21 protein-coding genes and 1 pseudogene are annotated in these 18,805 nt (G+C 38.0%); 10 read left to right on the top strand and 12 right to left on the bottom strand.

What is annotated here, in order from left to right; genetic code table 11:
• Window positions 1-389 precede the first annotated feature (389 nt).
• The 4 genes from MKP09_RS23960 to MKP09_RS23975 all read left to right on the top strand — a co-directional run bounded on the left by MKP09_RS23960 (window position 390) and on the right by MKP09_RS23975 (window position 2,597).
• Window positions 390-1,691, top strand: coding sequence for a Gfo/Idh/MocA family oxidoreductase (locus tag MKP09_RS23960; protein ID WP_240833145.1), 1,302 nt, complete (start codon window positions 390-392; stop codon window positions 1,689-1,691).
• A gap of 170 nt (window positions 1,692-1,861) precedes the next feature.
• On the top strand, window positions 1,862-2,011 hold the full coding sequence (locus MKP09_RS23965; RefSeq protein ID WP_240833146.1) for a hypothetical protein: 150 nt from the start codon (window positions 1,862-1,864) through the stop codon (window positions 2,009-2,011).
• Between the two features lie 17 nt (window positions 2,012-2,028).
• Window positions 2,029-2,277, top strand: coding sequence for a hypothetical protein (locus tag MKP09_RS23970; RefSeq protein ID WP_240833147.1), 249 nt, complete (start codon window positions 2,029-2,031; stop codon window positions 2,275-2,277).
• Window positions 2,278-2,279: 2 nt separating this feature from the next.
• The gene (locus MKP09_RS23975) at window positions 2,280-2,597 is read left to right on the top strand and encodes a thiol-disulfide oxidoreductase DCC family protein (RefSeq protein WP_240833148.1); all 318 of its coding nucleotides are present in this window, start codon (window positions 2,280-2,282) and stop codon (window positions 2,595-2,597) included.
• 147 nt (window positions 2,598-2,744) lie between these two features.
• Here MKP09_RS23975 and MKP09_RS23980 read toward each other — a convergent pair whose 3' ends face one another.
• The 4 genes from MKP09_RS23980 to MKP09_RS23995 all read right to left on the bottom strand — a co-directional run bounded on the left by MKP09_RS23980 (window position 2,745) and on the right by MKP09_RS23995 (window position 4,969).
• Complete coding sequence (locus MKP09_RS23980; protein ID WP_240833149.1) at window positions 2,745-3,122, bottom strand: VOC family protein; 378 nt, start codon at window positions 3,120-3,122, stop codon at window positions 2,745-2,747.
• Window positions 3,123-3,157: 35 nt separating this feature from the next.
• Complete coding sequence (locus tag MKP09_RS23985; protein ID WP_240833150.1) at window positions 3,158-4,150, bottom strand: site-2 protease family protein; 993 nt, start codon at window positions 4,148-4,150, stop codon at window positions 3,158-3,160.
• Complete coding sequence (locus MKP09_RS23990) at window positions 4,131-4,556, bottom strand: acyl-CoA thioesterase (protein WP_240833151.1); 426 nt, start codon at window positions 4,554-4,556, stop codon at window positions 4,131-4,133. The genes MKP09_RS23985 and MKP09_RS23990 overlap by 20 nt, the downstream gene beginning before the upstream one ends.
• 71 nt (window positions 4,557-4,627) lie before the next feature.
• Window positions 4,628-4,969, bottom strand: a complete 342-nt coding sequence (locus MKP09_RS23995; protein ID WP_240833153.1) for a DoxX family protein — start codon at window positions 4,967-4,969, stop codon at window positions 4,628-4,630.
• A 236-nt stretch (window positions 4,970-5,205) separates the two neighbouring features.
• Between MKP09_RS23995 and MKP09_RS24000 the strand changes: the two genes are divergently transcribed.
• The gene (locus MKP09_RS24000) at window positions 5,206-5,610 is read left to right on the top strand and encodes an HU family DNA-binding protein (protein ID WP_240833155.1); all 405 of its coding nucleotides are present in this window, start codon (window positions 5,206-5,208) and stop codon (window positions 5,608-5,610) included.
• Window positions 5,611-5,938: 328 nt separating this feature from the next.
• Here MKP09_RS24000 and MKP09_RS27685 read toward each other — a convergent pair whose 3' ends face one another.
• The 5 genes and pseudogenes from MKP09_RS27685 to MKP09_RS24025 all read right to left on the bottom strand — a co-directional run bounded on the left by MKP09_RS27685 (window position 5,939) and on the right by MKP09_RS24025 (window position 10,895).
• Window positions 5,939-7,582, bottom strand: a complete 1,644-nt coding sequence (locus tag MKP09_RS27685) for a TrkA C-terminal domain-containing protein (RefSeq protein WP_240833156.1) — start codon at window positions 7,580-7,582, stop codon at window positions 5,939-5,941.
• Window positions 7,528-8,181: a cation:proton antiporter gene (locus tag MKP09_RS24010; protein WP_240833157.1), complete on the bottom strand. Its 654-nt coding sequence runs from the start codon at window positions 8,179-8,181 to the stop codon at window positions 7,528-7,530. The genes MKP09_RS27685 and MKP09_RS24010 overlap by 55 nt, the downstream gene beginning before the upstream one ends.
• 222 nt (window positions 8,182-8,403) lie before the next feature.
• Window positions 8,404-9,221: pseudogene (locus tag MKP09_RS24015) on the bottom strand (glycoside hydrolase family 88/105 protein).
• 32 nt (window positions 9,222-9,253) lie between these two features.
• Entirely contained in the window at window positions 9,254-9,529 is a 276-nt protein-coding gene (locus MKP09_RS24020; protein WP_240833159.1) for a glycoside hydrolase family 88 protein, read from the bottom strand.
• 274 nt (window positions 9,530-9,803) lie between these two features.
• On the bottom strand, window positions 9,804-10,895 hold the full coding sequence (locus MKP09_RS24025) for an alginate lyase family protein (protein WP_240833160.1): 1,092 nt from the start codon (window positions 10,893-10,895) through the stop codon (window positions 9,804-9,806).
• A 299-nt stretch (window positions 10,896-11,194) separates the two neighbouring features.
• On the opposite strand from MKP09_RS24025, the gene MKP09_RS24030 reads away from it, so the two are divergent.
• The 4 genes from MKP09_RS24030 (at window position 11,195) to MKP09_RS24045 (ending at window position 14,712) form a co-directional block, all read left to right on the top strand.
• The gene (locus MKP09_RS24030; protein WP_240833161.1) at window positions 11,195-12,271 is read left to right on the top strand and encodes an acyltransferase family protein; all 1,077 of its coding nucleotides are present in this window, start codon (window positions 11,195-11,197) and stop codon (window positions 12,269-12,271) included.
• Between the two features lie 139 nt (window positions 12,272-12,410).
• Complete coding sequence (rpmI, locus tag MKP09_RS24035) at window positions 12,411-12,608, top strand: 50S ribosomal protein L35 (RefSeq protein ID WP_240833162.1); 198 nt, start codon at window positions 12,411-12,413, stop codon at window positions 12,606-12,608.
• 148 nt (window positions 12,609-12,756) lie between these two features.
• Window positions 12,757-13,011: a 50S ribosomal protein L20 gene (gene rplT, locus MKP09_RS24040; RefSeq protein ID WP_449587076.1), complete on the top strand. Its 255-nt coding sequence runs from the start codon at window positions 12,757-12,759 to the stop codon at window positions 13,009-13,011.
• 225 nt (window positions 13,012-13,236) lie between these two features.
• The gene (locus MKP09_RS24045) at window positions 13,237-14,712 is read left to right on the top strand and encodes a type III PLP-dependent enzyme domain-containing protein (RefSeq protein WP_262915703.1); all 1,476 of its coding nucleotides are present in this window, start codon (window positions 13,237-13,239) and stop codon (window positions 14,710-14,712) included.
• A gap of 179 nt (window positions 14,713-14,891) precedes the next feature.
• Here MKP09_RS24045 and MKP09_RS24050 read toward each other — a convergent pair whose 3' ends face one another.
• The 3 genes from MKP09_RS24050 to MKP09_RS24060 all read right to left on the bottom strand — a co-directional run bounded on the left by MKP09_RS24050 (window position 14,892) and on the right by MKP09_RS24060 (window position 17,822).
• Window positions 14,892-15,530: a YfaP family protein gene (locus MKP09_RS24050; RefSeq protein WP_240833164.1), complete on the bottom strand. Its 639-nt coding sequence runs from the start codon at window positions 15,528-15,530 to the stop codon at window positions 14,892-14,894.
• Between the two features lie 184 nt (window positions 15,531-15,714).
• A complete protein-coding gene (locus tag MKP09_RS24055) occupies window positions 15,715-16,236 on the bottom strand; it encodes a hypothetical protein (protein ID WP_240833165.1) in 522 nt (173 codons plus the stop codon).
• A gap of 53 nt (window positions 16,237-16,289) precedes the next feature.
• Complete coding sequence (locus MKP09_RS24060) at window positions 16,290-17,822, bottom strand: VIT domain-containing protein (RefSeq protein WP_240833166.1); 1,533 nt, start codon at window positions 17,820-17,822, stop codon at window positions 16,290-16,292.
• Window positions 17,823-17,947: 125 nt separating this feature from the next.
• On the opposite strand from MKP09_RS24060, the gene MKP09_RS24065 reads away from it, so the two are divergent.
• The gene (locus tag MKP09_RS24065; protein ID WP_240833167.1) at window positions 17,948-18,718 is read left to right on the top strand and encodes an META domain-containing protein; all 771 of its coding nucleotides are present in this window, start codon (window positions 17,948-17,950) and stop codon (window positions 18,716-18,718) included.
• The last annotated feature ends 87 nt before the right edge of the window (window positions 18,719-18,805 follow it).

Below are 18,805 nucleotides of genomic sequence, written 5' to 3' on the forward strand. Positions count from 1 at the left end.
TTCCAACTGAGAGGTCTTTACCATTAAACAGTTTTTGCCATTGCGCATCAGCGGTTGAGCAGGTTAAAACAATAGCGGCGAATAATAAAAGTCTTTTCAATTTCATCCTTGGTCTTTTTAGTTTGTCCGCCGCGGCGGACGATTTTTTTTTAGGATAGAACCTTTGATCTTTAAAATAATCATTCCCGGTATTTTAATGATTATTTTAAAATGTCGGTTTCATTTTATGTGTTTCAGTATATTTGTTTTGTTTCAAGCAACCATCTGTAGATCAGTCCCGCAGTGAACAGCCAACGTTTGGCTATTTAATACATCTCTATGTTGTTCGAATAAGACTCAAATATATTAAACCCTTTTTAAAGATTGTAAATATAAAATTGAAAGTCCACATGAATAATCGTCGTGATTTTTTGAAAAGTTCAGCCATTATCGGAGCAGGCGCACTCTTTCCTTTAGAAATGCTTGCATCCATAAAAAGCAAAGTTTCACCCAATGATAAAATTGGCGTTGGTGTAATAGGATGTAAGGGGATGGGATGGAGTGATTTGACCGCGTTGTTAAAAGTGCCAGAAGTGACATGTGTTGCGATATGTGATATTGATGAAGATATTTTGAACCAAAGAAAAGCTGATCTTGATAAATTAAATATTAAGCCAAAGTTATACGGAGATTATCGCAAACTTCTTGCTGATAAAGATGTAGATGTAGTAGTTGTAGGAACGCCTGACCATTGGCATTGTCTACAGATGATTGATGCTTGTGCTGCAGGCAAAGATGTATATTGTGAAAAGCCAATATCCAATTCAATTTACGAAGCGCAATTAATGAACAAGGCAGTTCAACGTTATGACCGTGTAGTTCAGGTAGGACAGTGGCAACGCAGCCAACAGCATTTCAGAGATGCAATTGCATTTGTGCATTCAGGGAAATTAGGTAAAGTGTCTTCAACTAAAGCATGGATGTATCGTGGCGGAACAACGCCTTTGACAGTTGTGCCAAACTCACCTGTTCCTGCTGGTGTAAATTATGACATGTGGCTCGGTCCTTCGCAAAAACGCGCCTTCAATAAAAACCGTTTTCATTATGAGTTTAGATGGTTTTGGGATTATGCAGGTGGCCTGATGACAGATTGGGGTGTGCATCTTATTGATATGGTGTTGATGGGAATGAAAGCCGGTACGCCTAAATCTGTAATGGCTACAGGTGGTAAATATGTTTTCCCTGATGATGCACGCGAAACGCCCGATATCCAGACTGCATTATACGATTTTGGCGATTTCCAAATGAGTTGGGAACATAACATGGCTACAGGCGTAGGTTTATATGGCATGCAGCATGGTATTGCATTTATAGGTGAAAATGGAACATTGCTGCTTAATCGCCAGGGTTGGGAAGTAAAAGGTGAAAAAGATAAAATGGAATCTATAGCATGGGCTAAATCTGTTGACCGTGGATTAGACCTGCATGCCGTTAACTTTATTGATGTTGTAAAATCTCGTAAAAAGGAAGATCTTCATTGTCCGATTGATGCTGGTGCTAAAGTTGCTATTACCAGCCACTTTGGTAATATCGCATTACGTGCCGGCGAAAAAATATATTGGGATGAAGCCAAGAATAAATTTAATGTTGACAAGGCAACAAAATTAGTGAAGCCTATTTACCAAAATGGTTGGAAGTTGCCGGTGGTTTAAGGTTTGTTACAGGTTACAGGTTTGTACATCCCGAAGGGATGAAATTGAATAGCCGGATGCGAAGCTTCCGAAAGGCATAAAATAAGTAGGATCAGTTTTATTGTACAGTTGAAGCGAGCGTGGCAACGAAGATGATATATATTTACTGACGATATAATAAAAAATAAGGGATGAAATATTTATTAACTTTTGTTAGTGGATTGATCTTTTTATCATGTGGCACAGGATCTAAATCTGTTGTAGCGCAGCGTAATTCTATTTCGCTTAAGATAAACGAAAAGGCAACGTATGAGAATGTGGTTATTACTTTAAAGAAGTAGCAGAAAGCCGTTGCCCGATGAATGCACGTTGCATCAGAGCGGGAGATGCCGTTGCTGTTTTGAATGTTGTTAGCGGTGAGAAAAGCGAGCGAAACGTACAGCTATGTACCGGTGCAGATTGTAATGGCAGGGGTCTTAGTGATGCATACCCGCTTAATGTTGGCAATGAGAAATATTTATTTAAGCTGGATAGTATAACGCCCGACCCAACCAGAACGTTGGAGAAGGCTGAAACCAAAGTGTACTTTAGCGTCACTCAACAATAAGTATGAATGGCGTAAAGCATATCATTCTTTTTGACGGTGTATGCAATTTATGTAACGGTGCAGTTCAATATGTAATAAAGCGTGATAAGGAAGGTATATTCAAATTTGCTTCTTTGCAATCTGAAGCCGGAAAAAATTTTCTTTCAAAATCAGGGTTGCCTGAAGATCATCTGAAATCGTTTGTGTATATCAATGATGATAAAGTTTATACCAAGTCTGACGCGGCTTTAAAAGTTGCTGGTAAATTATCGTTCCCTACAAAACTGTTATCGGTTTTTATGATTGTTCCGAGGTTTATCAGAAATTTTTTTATGACCTGATTGCGCGTAACCGTTATAAAATGTTCGGTAAAAAAGATGAATGCATGTTGCCAACGACAGAGTTGAAAGAACGGTTTTTATAGAAGGGTTCAAGTTACAAGTTACAAGTTTCAGGTGCCTGTAACCAGTAACTTGTAACAGCAACACTCACTTCATACTCGTTAGCCACCATACATTTCCAAAAGGATCTTCAATACCACCGCTGCGGCCATAATCCTGATCTGCCAATTCGTTTATTATTTTAGCCCCATTTTCTAAAGCGACAGCAGCGGTTTTATCTGCATCTTCAACATATATGAAGAGATTGCCGTTGGCCACGCCATAAAATTCGTTCATGTCAGCAAACATAATATTGCAACCATTGATCTGCACTTCGGCGTGCATAATTATTTTATTATCGTTGTCGCGGTAGCTTTTAAATATTTCTGTAGCGCCAAATACAACCTTTGTAAATTCTATGAATGCATCGGCGTTTTTTAAAATCAGATAAGGCATAAGTGGCTGGTGGCCTTTGGGTATTTTCATGTATGTATATTTTTTAGGATTGATAAAGGTAACCCTTATCGGTACAAATACCTGATCAACAAAAAATCTATATTTAACAAGTAGGGAAGTAAAATAAATAGTGCCCAGATGAATAACACTAACAGCTTTTGCACAACAGAAATGTCCATTAACAAATTGCGTTGTAATACACTATCCACTTCTGTGGCAATGCGGGTTTCTTTGTCATCATAAACAAATGGAGGACCGGCGGCTACTTGTTGAAAAGCGGGAGTATGCTTTATTACAATTGATCTTAATTTCCAGTATTCCTCATCTGTTAGATCTTCAAAGTTCTTATCAACATCAATTCCTGATTGATCAATTTGTTTTTCCAGTTTAGTAGAACTTCGTGCGCTGAAAAATCTATATACCAATAATGCCGGGAAAGCAAGAAGTATGTAAAACTTAATATTAATGGCAAAACATGCAATCACTGCAATAGACAGGAATATAAAAATATTACTTAAGCGTCCTTCTTCATTTAAAAATACACGATTCAATAACTGGCCTCCATCAAGCGGATAAAGAGGCAGTAGATTCAAAAGATTGGCCCATATTAATAATTGGGCTACCAGTTGTAATGGAACACCTCCAATGTAATTACTTTGATTGCCGTTGTTCAAAAAATGAATAATGATACCGAGCATTATTCCGGGCAATGGACCAGCCAGCAGTATTACGGCACTTTGTTTTTGACTTACTTCCTTTTTACTGCCTTTCACAAAAGCACCAATGAAAGGCAAAAAGAGTACGCTAACATCAGCATAATTATAATACTTCATAGCCAGGAAATGGCCAGCCTCGTGCAAAATGATGATTCCAAATATTACTAAAAGCAAGTCCCATCTTTTTAATAAAAGATATCCAAGTCCAAGATACAATACGACGCTATATAAACCTTTTAATAGCAACTGCCTGCTATCAGCTGGTTCCAGATGATGCTTGGGAGGATATGCTGAAATAATGGAAGGCTCTTGAAAACTTCTGTCAGGTTCTGTTATCCTCATCAAAAAAAGGTTTTATTTTTTGATAAAGCACGTCGGGCATCTTAGCTCGCTGCTTTGTTTTAGCATTCATAAAGTATAATAATACGTTACCTGCCGCCAACAGCTCGTTTTTTTCATTATATACTTCCTGATGAAATAATATTCTATGATTTTCTGGAAGTTGATTTAAAATTGTTTTTACAGTTAACAGATCGTCATACAATGCTGGACGAAAATATTTGCAGTTCACTTCAACAACGGGCATAATAATTCCTGTCCTTTCCATATCAGCATAAGTAAACCCCAAGTCTCTGATACATTCAGCACGGGCTACTTCAAAATATTGAAAGTAATGACTGTGGTACACAACGCCCATTTGATCCGTTTCGGCATAGCGAACCCTTATTTTAGTATCGGTACTATACATGGTCTATTTGCCTATCTTTTTATCTAAACTAAATTTGCCCGGACCCATTAAAAAGATAATGATAAACATCGTTAAAAAAGACCGGCGGCTTCTCCTTCACCAAACAGCTCGCCGCCATGTGCAAAGAACAAAGCCACCACCATGGCTATAATAAGTGGTATGCTTGCCAACCTCGTTAATAAACCAATTACGATAAGACCCGCACAAAAAAATTCGGCAAAAATGGTGAGGCTAAGCGATGCTTTTGTCCCAATATGAAAGGGATCGGCAAATCCTTTGCTTAACATAGCATTAAAATTCATGATCTTTTTCAACCCATGATTCATTAACATTGACGAACCTGCGATGACGCGAAGCAGTAACAAAGCAATGCTTATAGAAGGTTCGGAGTATTTGGAAGTCATTAATTTCATCTGTTTATTTTTATTGTTTTAATGGTCAGATTGAATTCGCCAAATAAGTATTCTTTTTTGGTATGAAGAATCTGTATGGCTCATTTCATAAATAGTTATTTTATAGCAGACAAACTTAATGAAATAATTATAAGAATGCCGCTCTCTTTTAGCGGTTACTTTTAACTCTTTTGCAAAGATCCGTCTATGGTAATCAGCTTACGAATTGCTATATTCGTTTAAATTATTACAATAATATGTTTGACATCCTGGCGAAATACTTATTGGAGTTTAAACATCTTAAGCTACCCAAAATTGGAGTTTTTGATGTGAGTGCAAGAGAGGCTAACGCTGATCAGGCTGCTGGTACTATTGCGCCACCTTCGTGGGTGCTTGAATTTATAAGCAACAGGGAGGAAGCAGGTGGTAGTGAAAATGAATTACTGTATAACTGGCTTGCAACAAGTCAAAGTATTTCGAAAGATGAAGCGATAGCGGCGTTCAAAAACTTTTCGGCTGATATTGAAGCCAGACTTGCAAAAGGAGAAAAAGTAGAATGGCCAGGATTGGGCGTTCTTGAGCAGATCGATGACCAAAATATATTTGTACCAACTACAGAGAACCTTTCTCCTTTTACTAATGTTTCAGCAAAAAAATTATAAGAGAGCATACGAGCCATGCTACCATCGTAGGGGACAAGGAAACTACAACTTCTCACATGCGTGAACAGCTACTGCTGCCTGATGAACCGAGACGACGCGGGGTACTTTAATGTGGATCCTATTGGCTGTTTCTGCTGTAGTGGCTATTGTTTACTTTAGTCAAAATGGTTGTAATAAAGCGGCCACAGGCAACCAGCAAAAAGTAGAAAGTGCAAAGCCTGGAGATACGTATAAGCTTAGATAAGTTAGTAACTCGAAGGGCTGTAAAGTTGATAAGGATTTGCAATACTCTTTTACACATATCAACTCGTTAACTCAATTTACCACCTTACTCCGTAATAGTATTGATCAATTTCTTTTCACCCACGATCCATACCCGGTCCCCTTCTTCGAATACCCAATCAGATTTAGGGTTTAAAAACCGCTCACCGTTTCGTTCAATACCAACTACCAGGCCATGGGCCTTATCGCGCATGCCACTTTCGCGAATGGTTTTGTGTATAAAAGGCGAATCGGCTTCTATTACCAGCTGATCCAACTTCATTTCAACTTCCTGATTATTTTTAACCAGTTTTTTATCTGGTCGCAAAAGAGCGTTCATTCTTCTTTCCTGGCTATCAGTACAAATAATATACAGCTTATCTCCGGGATAAATACGGTCATCTTTTTGGGGTGGTATAAGCGTTAATGTACCACGTTTGATCATTGCTACATTTACTCCAACACGTTCCCGCCATTCCAGTTCTTCCAGCGTTTTTCCGATAACGGTAATGGCTTCAGCAGATACTTCAAAGGTGGTGAGGTGTGCGTCCCAAGGTGCCAGGCTTTGATTTCTTCTTTCTGCATCAAGTTCTGCAATAATACGCTGCTCTTCGATTTCGCGATTATTGAGATTTTTAATAAACCGGTCTTCTACTTTGTCATAAGTCTTTTGTAGTCGTTTTCTAAAAATTAAAATCAACACTAAAAGTATGATACCGGCATATAACGCAATGTCAATAGAGTAAATATTTCTTAAAAGAACGATAATAAAGAATAAAGCCAACGCAAGTTTTATAATCCGCATTATCCATATCGGACCGTGGTATTTTTGCTGTGCATAAATTCTGGCAAAAGGCTCAGTTTTTTCGTTTCGGATAATTAAGGCCCACAAAAAAGGGCCAATAGCTGCCAGCCCAAGTATAGCAGAAGTTGTTCGCCCAAAATTATATCCAAACCCTGTCAGCCAAGGCAATAAGTATGTATTTGTAAGAGCTATTAAGGCAATAACAATAACAGAGAAAACAATTGTGTTGATAAGAAAGAATTTCAATACATGATTCCAGTCGTTAACGGCTCTTAATGCAGTGGCTTCTACACTATACCTGTTCAGTCTGGCTTCCCACTTTGGAGAAAGATGATTGTTGAGCCAACTGTAAACCCGCGTGCTGGAAAGGGTGAGATAAGGAGCTGTGAAAATAGTTAAGGCTGATACGGTAATGATAATAGGATAAAGCTCTTCGCTTACTACTTTTTGTTTAACACCCATTGATGCGATGATAAATGAAAATTCGCCAATAAGCGCAAGGCTCATGCCCGTTTGTAAAGACGTTCTAAGGCTGTTGCCGGAAATGAAAGCGCCCAGGCTAATAACAAAACTTTTGCCGACAATAACCGTTGCTGTAATTAATAAAATTGGAAGCCAATGATCTATAATAACATTCAGATCGATCAGCATACCAACAGATACAAAAAAGATAGCGCCAAACAAATCTCTTACAGGAACAACAAGGTGTTCAATCCTTTCGGCCTTAGTGGTTTCTGCTAAAAGCGATCCCATAATGAAAGCGCCCAAAGCCGCCGAAAACCCGGCTTGTGATGATAGATATACCATTATGAAACACATGGCAACGGCTACAATCAAAAGAATTTCATCGGTTAAAAAATTTTTGGCTTTTTTAAGAAGAGAAGGAATAAAAAGAATACCACCCACAAACCAAACGATAAGAAAAAAGCCAGTTTTAAAATGGACAAGCCTATTTCTCCGGCATCAAATGTTTGACTAACAACGAAAGTACCCAGCAATACCAAAAGAACCACGGCAATCAAATCTTCAACTACTAAAATGCCATATACTAATTGTGCAAAATTTCGTTGTTTCAAACCCAGATCAGCAAAGCTTTTTACAATTACCGAGGATGATGATATGGTTAAACAAGCACCAAGAAAGATGCAATCCATCAATTGCCACCCCAGCAACTTGCCCAATCCAAAACCCATAATGGCCATTCCTACCGCTTCAAAACCGGCTGCTGTTGTAGCCGATCCGCCCATTTTTGCCAGTTTTTTAAAGCTGAACTCCAACCCTAAGCTGAATAATAGAAAGATAACACCAATCTCGCCCCAAATCTGTACATCGGTTAGCTCATAAACCTTGGGAGGAAAGATTTTAAAGTTTGGACTGATAAGAATACCCGAAACAAGGTAGCCTAGAATTAAAGGAAGTTGAAGACGCTTGAAAATAATAGTAATGATAGATGCTACGCCAAGTATTAAGGCCAGATCGGTTATTAAATGCGGTAAATGGTTCATAAACAATAGTCAAATTTCAGAAAACATCAAGTATTCTGATTGGGTCGAAAATAACAAAAAATAGCCGAATTAGGAATTGTCTAAATTGTAATGAACGCTACCGAATTGGTCAGAAAATTAAATGCTACAAATGGAAAGACCTCCGAGGTTTTGAAAACTTCGGAGGTCTTAACGCAAGTTTTGATGAAGCTCGGACGTAAGAAATGAATTCGTACCAAAACCTTAATTACCCGCCAGCTTATACATTTCCGTACCAGCACTTAAATATGCGCCAACGCCATAAACTTCTGTCTTATCCGGCCAAGCTGAACCTGGTGCTGCGCCAATGGGTTGTACATAACCCAGCATTCCATTTTCTGTAACGCAACGCTGTAGCGCGTTCCAGCCTTTCCACGCTACTGCTGCATATTCATCCTTATCCAAAAAGCCATTGTTTACGCCCCAGGCCATTCCGTAAGTAAAAAAGCCGGTGCCGCTGGTTTCTGGTGTGGGATAAAGATGAGCGCCTTCCAAACTCATGGCCCAATAACCATCCGATGTTTGAAGTTTTTTCAGGCTTTTGGCCATTTTTTGATACAGCTTTACAAAATATTTATACTCTTTAGATCCTTTGTTCAGCTCTCTTATAATATCTGTAAGTCCGGCAAACACCCAGCCGTTTCCACGGCTCCAAAAAATCTTTGTGCCTTTGTCCAGCTTTCCAATGTAATTATCATCTCTGTAATACAAACCAGATTTTTTATCAAACAAATAATCGGTGGTGGCTTTAAATTCTGAAAACATAAAATCCAGATATTTTCTATCGCCGGTAATGCGATACGCTTTGCCCAAACGGGCGGCGACATAAACAAAGCATCGCTCCAGTTCCACCTGTCCTGATGATAAGGACCGCGATGCTGCAAACCTGTATTTGCCGGGTGATACAAAATATAGTCGAAGCGTTTTAATGTAGGCTCCAGCATTTTTTTGTCATTAAACCTTCGATACATTTCCAAATACATTTGGCCTACGGCGTGGTCATCGGCATGATAAAGGCTCAAGGCTTCGCCTAATTTCCAATCGGTTTTTTCTCCTATTTTTTTAAAAAACTGATATAAGTGGTATCGTTAGAAAGATTGGCCCATTTCATCATTCCGGCAAACAAGGCTCCGTTGGTCCAGTTGGTGGGATGATACACATTTCTGCTGTGGCCTTTGATCCACATATTTTCAATTTGCCAATCGGCTACTTTTTCTAAGCTTGCATAAATTTCCTGTTGAGATTCTTTTCCCGTTTGTGCTACGGCTAAAGAAGTAACGAATAAAAGAACGGAAGCAAATAAAGGTTTTGTGATTTTTTGGAAGATCATTATTTTATTATTTTATACATTATTTTTTGAAAAATAGTGTTCTGTCAAATTATGGAGTGTCTGTCACCCTGAGCCTGCCGAAGGGTCGTCGGAGTGGGCTTCGGCAAGCTCAGCCTGACAGTCATATTATTCTAACTAAACACTACCTTATTCATTTTTTATCGGCGAAGAGTTGCGTCGTTTATATAAGTTCAGTTATGTACTGAAGGTCATGCTGTCCGCCAACTGGCGGAAGATCGATGCTATATATTCATCTGCTGGGTTAATAAAAACTTTACTTATTAGTTCCTTTTATTTTCGGCTGCATTAAAGATGGAAAAACCCATGCATAATGATGATCTGGATAAATAATGGGAGCTTCTTTATCAGCAAATTTCTTAAAATTTTTATCCTGATAAATGCCATGCATCGCTTCAAATAAATTATATGGCCAAACACCAACCGGCCCTAATCTGTGATTATCAACTTGGGTTACGGGATTTTTTGCCCAAGGCCATTTGCCCGGATTTTCGTGATACTGCAGCAAATAATCCAATGCCTTTTTTATTGATTTTCCATCTTGCTCCAACTGAAATAAATTTTCTCCGGTGTTGGTGTAAACCACCCAGCAAGAAGCCGTAATGGGTGCCAAAGAAAAATACGTGTACCAAATGCTGTTGCCGCCACGTTTTGTTTCGGCAGGCATGTGGCCGTCTTCCGAAATTTTATCAATGATTCCTTTTTTTAACAGTTGAACATTTTCGGCAAACGCTGCGGTATCATTTAAATAGGAAGTGGCTAACAAAGCGCCAAAGCATCCCCAATCGCCCCAATTATTATGACCTTTTTTGATTTTATTGGCTGCGTGCAGGTACACATTATTCAACCATTGATTAAAACTTTCGCGACTGGCGGTTTCCCACTTTTTCGATGGTTTTAATAATTGAGCAGCCATCATAAAAGAAGTTCCTGAATAAGCCATTACCAAAGAACCATCATTTTGAGAATATTTTTTATTGATTGTAGACCAGGCATCTAAAAAATAAACAGCTTTTTTTCTGTATTTTTCTTCGCCGGTTAAGCGCCAGGCAAGCGCACAATTATAAGCAGCAAATCCATCTTTTTGAATAGAAAGTGAATTGCTGCGATGCGTAGCAGAATCTTTATAAAAACCCGGCACGCTAAAATCTGCCAAAGCATGATGCTGCATGGTTAAAGCCGCATTAGCACTAACAATCATCTGCTCAAAGGCAGAAATGGTGTTTTTGTCTTTTGCATTTATAAAATTTTTTACTGCATTAATTTGCGAAGCAGGATGCATGCCTTCATATTGAAGCGCATCACCGGTTTGACTTTGTTTTTTTGAGATTGAACAACTGTAAACCAAACAAGCAAACGAAACTGTAATAAGAACTGATGTTTTGTGCATTTAGATTGATGTACTTTAAGCTGATAAAGCGTGCAAAGCAAGCGCTCAAAAATAAGTGAAAATGATGATGAATGCAACGATGCTCTCTCTCAGAAAGCGCAGATAAACACAGACGTTTGATTTTTGGGAAAAGATGTTCGAGATTCAAAGCCTTGGAAATCTTCTATTCGCAGGATTCCGATTTTCCGTGTATTTCTGTGTAATCTGTGAGAGATACCGTTTGGCCCTACTATATTTGCCGACTATAAAATGGATGAATGCAAAACAATTTGAAATCCGCAAAGCCGCATTATGCCGCGCTGGATGGCCTGCGCGGTATTGCCGCCATTGCAGTGGTTATCTTTCATTGCTATGAAATATTAACCCCCGACCTTACTAAAAATCCAATAGCGCATGGTTACCTGGCGGTTGATTTTTTCTTTTGCCTTTCGGGGTTTGTAGTAGCATACGCTTATGATAAACGTATTAAAACACTTGGTGTAAAACAGTTTTTAATAAATCGATTAATAAGGCTGCAACCTTTGGTGGTGTTGGGAACGGTATTGGGCTTGTTGGGGTTTTTATTCGATCCCTTTCTTACAGCATCGCCGGTGCGGGAATTTGGTTGGGGTAAAATAATCTTAGCCACGGTGTGTTCTTTATTGTTGCTGCCTTCTCCCATTTTGGGGCGATATGAAAATGTATTCCCGTTAAACGCTCCGGCTTGGTCTTTATCAATGGAGTATTTTATTAATCTTTTTTATGCTTTTGTATTGATTCATCTTTCTAAAAAAATGCTGCTGCTTTTTTTGGTATTAGCAACGGCATTTATCATAACGGTTGCTTATTTGCATGGTAGCATTGTTGGCGGATGGAGCGCATCCTCTTACGGTGATGGTTACGCAAGGGTTTTGTTTTCTTTTTTGGCTGGATTAACTGTTTATCGTTTCAATCTGATTCTAAAAAATCGAATCAATTTTTTGCTGTATGGCCTTTTATTAAGCGGCGTATTTCTTTTTCCTCATTTTGAGAATGATTGGTTTACAGAAATAGCTTTTGTAATTCTGTTATTTCCTTTGATCATTTCAGGCGGCGCAGGTACACAGGTTTCAGAACGCTTGCGTAAAATCTGCATTTTTCTGGGTGATATTTCTTATCCATTATATATGGTGCATTATTGGATGATTTGGATATTGGGCAATTACGCAGCTACCAATCCGGGCCAGCAAAAATTATATATATTCTCAATAGGAATCCTTATCAGCTCCATATTATTGGCCTGGATTTCTTTAAAATATTTCGATGAGCCGGTGCGTAAATGGCTGAAAATGAAAATGAAGAGCAATAAATCATAAATCATAAATCATAAATCACAAATTCCACTTATCTTTGCGCTCCATTTGGAAAAATGGATACATTACTGAAGAGGCTCAAAAAGATTGATACATGAGTGTCAACGCCTCAAAGGTGTAACAAATAAATATAAAATTTACCATGCCTAAGGTAAAAACAAATTCAAGCGCAAAAAAGCGTTTTAAAGTAACTGGTACCGGCAAAATCACACACCAGAAGAGTTTCAAACGTCACATTCTTACAAAAAAATCTACAAAGCGTAAACGTCACATGCGTATCGATGGTGTTGTTGCAAAACCAAACATGCATTTTGTACAACGCCTATTAAGATTAAAATAAAAGTTGGTAGCAATACTTATCAACTTTTAAACTTGTAAAACATTTAAACTCTTTCAAACATGCCACGTTCAGTAAATGCAGTAGCTTCTAAAGCCCGCAGAAAAAAATATTAAAACAAGCCAAAGGTTTTTACGGCAAACGTAAAAACGTGTACACCGTTGCTAAAAACGTTGTAGAAAAAGGTATGACTTACATGTATGTAGGTCGTAAATTAAAGAAAAGAGAATACCGTACTTTGTGGATCGCACGTATCAACGCTGCTGTACGCGAAGAAGGATTGACTTATTCTCAATTCATCAACAAATTGCAAACTAAAGGTATTGAGCTTGACAGGAAAGTTTTAGCTGATTTAGCTATGAACAACCCTGAGTCTTTCAAAGCTTTGGTAGCTTCAGTAAAATAAATTCGTAATAGCGATAAGTTTTAAAAAAGCGATACTATAAACAGTGTCGCTTTTTTATTTGAATCTGGATTCATGATTGATCTCGGGTTCAATGTTTCTGGTTTTAACGTTGAACATGCAACTTAAAATCTCAAACTTTAAACAAATGCGGGTTCAGACATATTTCCTTAATTTAGCGGGCAATTTTAAACCCAATAAGTGCCGGTGCATCCGGCGTTATGGCAAATGAATAACTCATACTTAGGACTGGTTGAACAGACCTTTAATTTTCCGCAGGAAAATATAGAAGTTAAGAATGGCGACCTTATTTTTAACGGCATAGATTATAAGGCGCTTGTTAAGAAATACGGTACACCTTTAAAGGTGAGTTATCTCCCTAAAATTGGTATCAATATCAATAAGGCAAAGCAGTATTTTGCCAACGCCATGAAGAAGTATAAATATGAAGGCAAGTACTTTTATACTTACTGTACCAAAAGTTCTCACTTTTCATTTGTGGTAGGCGAAGCGTTAAAGCACAACATACATTTGGAAACATCGTATGCTTATGACATTGATATTATCAATCAGCTTTATAAACGCCGTAAAATAACAAAGGATATTAGCATCGTTTGCAACGGTTTCAAACAAAAAAATTATACATCGCGAATAGCCAAATTGATTAACAGCGGTTTCAAAAATGTTATACCGGTTTTGGATAACAAAGAAGAGCTGAATATGTATAAGCGAAGTGTAAAAAGCAAAGATCCTTTTAAAATAGGCATCCGCATTGCGGTTGAGGAAGAACCCACTTTTCCGTTTTACACTTCAAGATTGGGTATAAGGGCAAAAGATGTGTTGGAATTTTATGTAGATGAGATTGAAGGAAACGAAGATAAGTTTCAACTTAAAATGTTGCACATTTTCTTAAACAAAGGGATTAAAGATGATATTTACTACTGGAGTGAGTTGCGTAAAAGCATCAACCTGTATTGTCAGTTAAGAAAAATTTGCCCTGAGTTAGATTCCCTAAACATCGGCGGAGGTTTTCCTATAAAGCATAGCCTGGCTTTTGATTACGATTATCAGTTTATGATAAATGAGATCATCAGCAATATCAAATCGGCTTGTAAAAAAGCCAAAGTGCCTGTTCCTAATATTTACACAGAGTTTGGCAGTTACACGGTTGGCGAAAGCATGGCACATATTTACAGCGTCATTGGCGAAAAGCGCCAGAACGACCGCGAAACCTGGTATATGATCGATTCGTCTTTCATCACTACATTGCCCGACACATGGGGCATTGGTGAGCGGTTTTTAATGTTGCCCATTAATAAGTGGGAAAACGAATATCAACGCGTTGTGCTGGGCGGTATTACATGCGACGGCCACGATTATTACGATTCGGAAGAACATATTAACGAAGTATTCTTACCCAAAATAAAAAATGATAACGGTGTTGGCGGATTAGGTGTGCTTTCTATTGATCCCACCCGTAAGCCCGAAGAAGAAAAAGATAAAGAGCCATTATATGTAGGCTTTTTCCACACCGGCGCCTACCAGGATCAGATAAGCGGTTACGGCGGTATTAAGCATTGTCTTATTCCTTCGCCTAAGCATGTCATTATCGAATATGATAAAAATGGAAATTTGGAAGAATGGGTGTACGCTAAAGAACAATCTGCTCAAAGCATGTTGAAGATATTGGGATATTTGAGATAGTTTTTATTGACCCGGCTGTATTGCATGTGGCATCGAAATTGCCACGCTCGTTTCATCGTTCCGATTATAAATGAACTGTAATATATTTTCAGACCCGGAAGGTTTTTAAAATCTTCCGGGTCTTTGTTTATAACGTTAAAAATAGAGTTTAAAAAACCGCCTTCACGATTTTTCTAAAATTAAAACCTAAACTCACCCACCAGCATCCCATCTGCTTCTTTACCATTTTCGCCACTTTGTAGTGTAATAATTTTTCGGGTTTGTTTACCGCTTGCATAATACAAATATATTTCAGCCATTAAAGTGGTTGGTCCGCTAATTGTAAGTTGATTTTCTCCAAAGAAATTAGTTTCTACTTTGTAAGTTCCCTTAATTGCCTTTTTTAGTAGAAATTGCTCTGGGCCAAAACCATCCGTAAAATCATTGCTTATTCTGCCTCCAATAGATATTTGTTTATTGCTGTAATAACATTTTTCACCATTAGGCGCAGTTACCCAAAGGTCAATATCGGTATCTGCTTTATTCCAGTTAAGGACTACACGCACATCCACCGGAAGGTTTGCGATAATGCGTTTATCAATTTTTGTTATGTCCAGCTGATTGCGATGTAGTGCCAAAAGCTCATTAATTTCTATCACAATTACTTCTTCTATACCCTCATCTCTGAAAGCAGCTTCCTGGCTGTAGCTTTTAGTAAGAACAGCATACAATTCATTTAACGCTTCTTGATATTTTTTATTATCCGCAAGCGCAAGCGCATAATCTCTGGTGCTTTGAGGATCCATTGGCCGCCAATCTTTTATTTTTTCGTAACCCAAAGCTCTTTTTCAAAGTTTCCCAATTGTTTTAGTTTGTATGCCATCATTTTGTATAACGCCGCATCTTCGATAGCAAGTTCGGCGATATTACTAAGTATCATTCCGGCCGTATCGCTATTATTGTTTTTATAAAACCAATTGGCTACATCAAAATAAAATGAAGGCGTAGTTTCATATACATTTCTCAGTTGTAAATAAGTAGCATAGGCATCTTCTTTTTTACGCCTTCTAATTTTTTAATATAATCTTTATCGCTTTTAAATTCTGGAATTTTAATATCTGGAATATTTACAGCATTGATATTCTTTACAGTAGTTATGGCAGCTGTAATGCTTTTTTGTTTTTGCGTTCCATAACCAATTACTACAACTTCTTCCAGTTTAGAATCTTGTAAGTTGCCATCTGCTGTAGCTTCAGCGTTAACTATGTTGCTCATTTCACTTTCTCTGACAGGCGGTGGCGCTATTGGTGCGGTTGTCGCAATCCCTCTTATTACCGGAGTTGGATATTGTTTCTTAGTAGACGACTTAAAATCTTTCGCCCACCACTTTTTCAGCTCGCTTACTGTTGCTGCGGCATCTTCTAATAAATCATTTACCCGTTCTTCTTTAGCCAGTATGTTTTCTTTTTTAAGTCGATTATATTCAGCCATCAATTCTACCGGTGGGGCGATATCGTATCGCACATAATCTGCTACATTTTCCAATACTAATAAGCTGGTGTTGCGGGTAACGATACTAAATTGCTTACTTAAATTGCTTATGTTTTCTTTGTTTTTTCATAATTCAAATCCAGAGCTGCAATTTTCTTTTGTGCCCAAATACGATGCACATCCAAATTATTAGCATCCTCATTCAGTTTTATTTTTTTGCGTTGTGTAATTTTATTTCCCCAGCCATATAGCAGAATAATTTCTTTTGATGGATCTTGTAGTAAACCCGAAATGCTTATAGAATGCGAAACCGGAATATGCACATCGGGATATACTTCGCTCACACCATCCCCTTCAATACCCAGAAATTGCAGATGTTCTTTGCTCAGATCATTAAAAGCCTGATTAACCGACTGATTTCCCAGGTTGATAAACTGCCCTCCGTTTTTCCCACTAATATTTTTTAATACACTGTAATCAGTAATGGCGCTGGTGGTAATGGTATGAATTGGTTTGTTAAGATTGATTTCGTTATCGCCAAAGCTACTCATGCCATCTGTAAAAAATAATATTTCATCAATGCCAGAAAGTAGAATGTTACTAACAAAATACGGCAACTTAAGTACACTGTAATCGGTAGCGCCATCATATACAAAGCTTTCAATACGTTTCCTCAAAGCGCTCCAATCCCCATTTGAAATGCGGTATGTGTTGTCATAAGTAAGTCGATCGTTTAAAAGGCCTAAAGTAATTGAGAGATTTTGTTTTTGTTGAATGATTTTATCCAGTAACTCCAGTTCTTTTTTATGATCCCTTTTGGAACCACTTAATGAAATATCCCATAGCAATCCGATATTGTTTCCCCAACGCCTTTCGCGGCTTTCAGTTTCAGGAAAATCATTAATTAAAAAATAAGCGCTTTTGTCTGTATTAGGTTGTATGAGGCTTTCAAATGTGTTGATTTGTTTGGGTAAATTAATAACCAACGATTTTTCCGGTTTATAATTTTCCTTATTCAGTTCTGCAATAAATGCATTTGCAGTTTGCGAAAAAGAAAAACTACCGTCTGGCTGTTCAACTAATATTGGTTTTTGGTTGGTTGCAAAAACTGAAACTTTTAAATCAAACTCAGCAATCGCTTTATCATATTGAAACGGCAAATGATATTGCAAGGCATTGCCCGAAACCATTTTTAAGGTTTCTTCATAGCCAATTGTAATGGTGCGTGTACCGCCAATAGGGAAAGGAAAAATACGGGTACGAAAATTATTGCCTTCTACTTTTTCTAAAAGACCCGGATCAACATTGCGCTGTTCAATGCTTTCAAAAATTTCTGTTGCTCTTGCTTTTTCAACAGGAACCGCTTCGCGCATTGTGCCGTTTATATCGAGGGCATATCGACTTACAGTTACGCCTTCGGGCATAGGAAAAGTAAGTTCACCTTCCAACACTCTTTTGCCACTGTTTTTAAATGAAAGGGTCATATTGGTGGTGGCAATATTTCCAACAATTGTTACGTCCACATTCATTTTCTCAAGTACAACAGGGTTGCCTGTTTCGCCGGTAACTTTAAGCGTAGGCATTTGTGAATAAGAACTCAGAAAAGCGCAAATAAAGATCAGGGTTAGAATAGTTCTCATAAATCTGTTTAATATTAAGATGCGATTCTGGCGCAAATTGCATAACCATTAATTAGATAATTTAGGTTCATGAAAAAAACTAACCTTTGCAACACGAATCAATTGGTTTAAATCTTAAGAAAAGTATGAAACAGCTAATCCAGAGTTTAACAATTGTAATCCTTATATGGGCCTCGTCTTGCGGCCATAAAAATGCCCCGCTAACAAGCTCAATGCATACCGAAGGGTTACACCATAAGTGGAAGATTGTAAGCATGAAAAATGCTGAAGACAATTTGCCTGATGTATATATTGATTTAAGAGATGTTTATCATTCTGGCGCAACTGCGGGCTGTCAATATTTTTCTTTTACGCCAAAGTTTGGGCATAATAGCAGAATAAAAATAGATAATATTTCTACTCATTTAGCAGCGTGTTCAGATGGTTCGCTTGATAATATTCTATTGAGCAACCTTAAAGATGTCGCTACTTTCTCTTTGGTAAATAGTGATCTGAAATTCTTTGCTACTGATGGTTCTACTTTATTTAAAGGTCGTAAAGCAGCTGATGATGAGAAAGGCTCAGTAAACCGCAAATGGTATATTCAAACTATGATCAACGCCAACAATGAGCAGTTGCTAAAAGACACGGCATTTATAGACTTAACTGATTTTGATAAAGGAACAGGAAGCGTAGGTTGCAATCGTTTTTCATTTGCTGTCACTGCCGATGATACTTACAACATCAGCATCGGTAATGCGATCAGTACAAGAATGTTTTGCCAGGATGCTGCGGTTAATGAATCGGTGTTTACTAAAGTGTTGCCTTTGGTTAGTAAATACCAGGTGATTGGCAATCGGCTTAAGTTATTTGATAAAGCCAACACGTTGTTGATAGAAGCTGAAGAAAGATTGTAATCCTTACAATAGCTAATTTAATAGTGTTAAGTATAGTATGATGTCAGGCTGAGCTTGCCGAAGCCCACTCTGACGACCCTTCGCAGG

It is taken from the genome of Paraniabella ginsengisoli (assembly GCF_022513635.1).
GTDB classification, from domain to species: Bacteria; Bacteroidota; Bacteroidia; order Chitinophagales; family Chitinophagaceae; genus Niabella; species Niabella ginsengisoli.

Coding starts and splice junctions, on each gene's coding strand:
- MKP09_RS23995 (WP_240833153.1), bottom strand. CDS start 4,969: ATGAAATTAATGACTTCCAAATACTCCGAACCTTCTATAAGCATTGCT.
- MKP09_RS24045 (WP_262915703.1), top strand. CDS start 13,237: ATGAATAACTCATACTTAGGACTGGTTGAACAGACCTTTAATTTTCCG.
- MKP09_RS23990 (WP_240833151.1), bottom strand. CDS start 4,556: ATGTATAGTACCGATACTAAAATAAGGGTTCGCTATGCCGAAACGGAT.
- MKP09_RS24030 (WP_240833161.1), top strand. CDS start 11,195: ATGCAAAACAATTTGAAATCCGCAAAGCCGCATTATGCCGCGCTGGAT.
- MKP09_RS23985 (WP_240833150.1), bottom strand. CDS start 4,150: ATGAGGATAACAGAACCTGACAGAAGTTTTCAAGAGCCTTCCATTATT.
- MKP09_RS24060 (WP_240833166.1), bottom strand. CDS start 17,822: ATGAGAACTATTCTAACCCTGATCTTTATTTGCGCTTTTCTGAGTTCT.
- rpmI (WP_240833162.1), top strand. CDS start 12,411: ATGCCTAAGGTAAAAACAAATTCAAGCGCAAAAAAGCGTTTTAAAGTA.
- MKP09_RS23960 (WP_240833145.1), top strand. CDS start 390: ATGAATAATCGTCGTGATTTTTTGAAAAGTTCAGCCATTATCGGAGCA.
- MKP09_RS24000 (WP_240833155.1), top strand. CDS start 5,206: ATGTTTGACATCCTGGCGAAATACTTATTGGAGTTTAAACATCTTAAG.
- MKP09_RS24010 (WP_240833157.1), bottom strand. CDS start 8,181: ATGAACCATTTACCGCATTTAATAACCGATCTGGCCTTAATACTTGGC.
- MKP09_RS23975 (WP_240833148.1), top strand. CDS start 2,280: ATGAATGGCGTAAAGCATATCATTCTTTTTGACGGTGTATGCAATTTA.
- MKP09_RS24065 (WP_240833167.1), top strand. CDS start 17,948: ATGAAACAGCTAATCCAGAGTTTAACAATTGTAATCCTTATATGGGCC.
- MKP09_RS23970 (WP_240833147.1), top strand. CDS start 2,029: ATGAATGCACGTTGCATCAGAGCGGGAGATGCCGTTGCTGTTTTGAAT.
- MKP09_RS23965 (WP_240833146.1), top strand. CDS start 1,862: ATGAAATATTTATTAACTTTTGTTAGTGGATTGATCTTTTTATCATGT.
- MKP09_RS24020 (WP_240833159.1), bottom strand. CDS start 9,529: ATGATCTTCCAAAAAATCACAAAACCTTTATTTGCTTCCGTTCTTTTA.
- MKP09_RS23980 (WP_240833149.1), bottom strand. CDS start 3,122: ATGAAAATACCCAAAGGCCACCAGCCACTTATGCCTTATCTGATTTTA.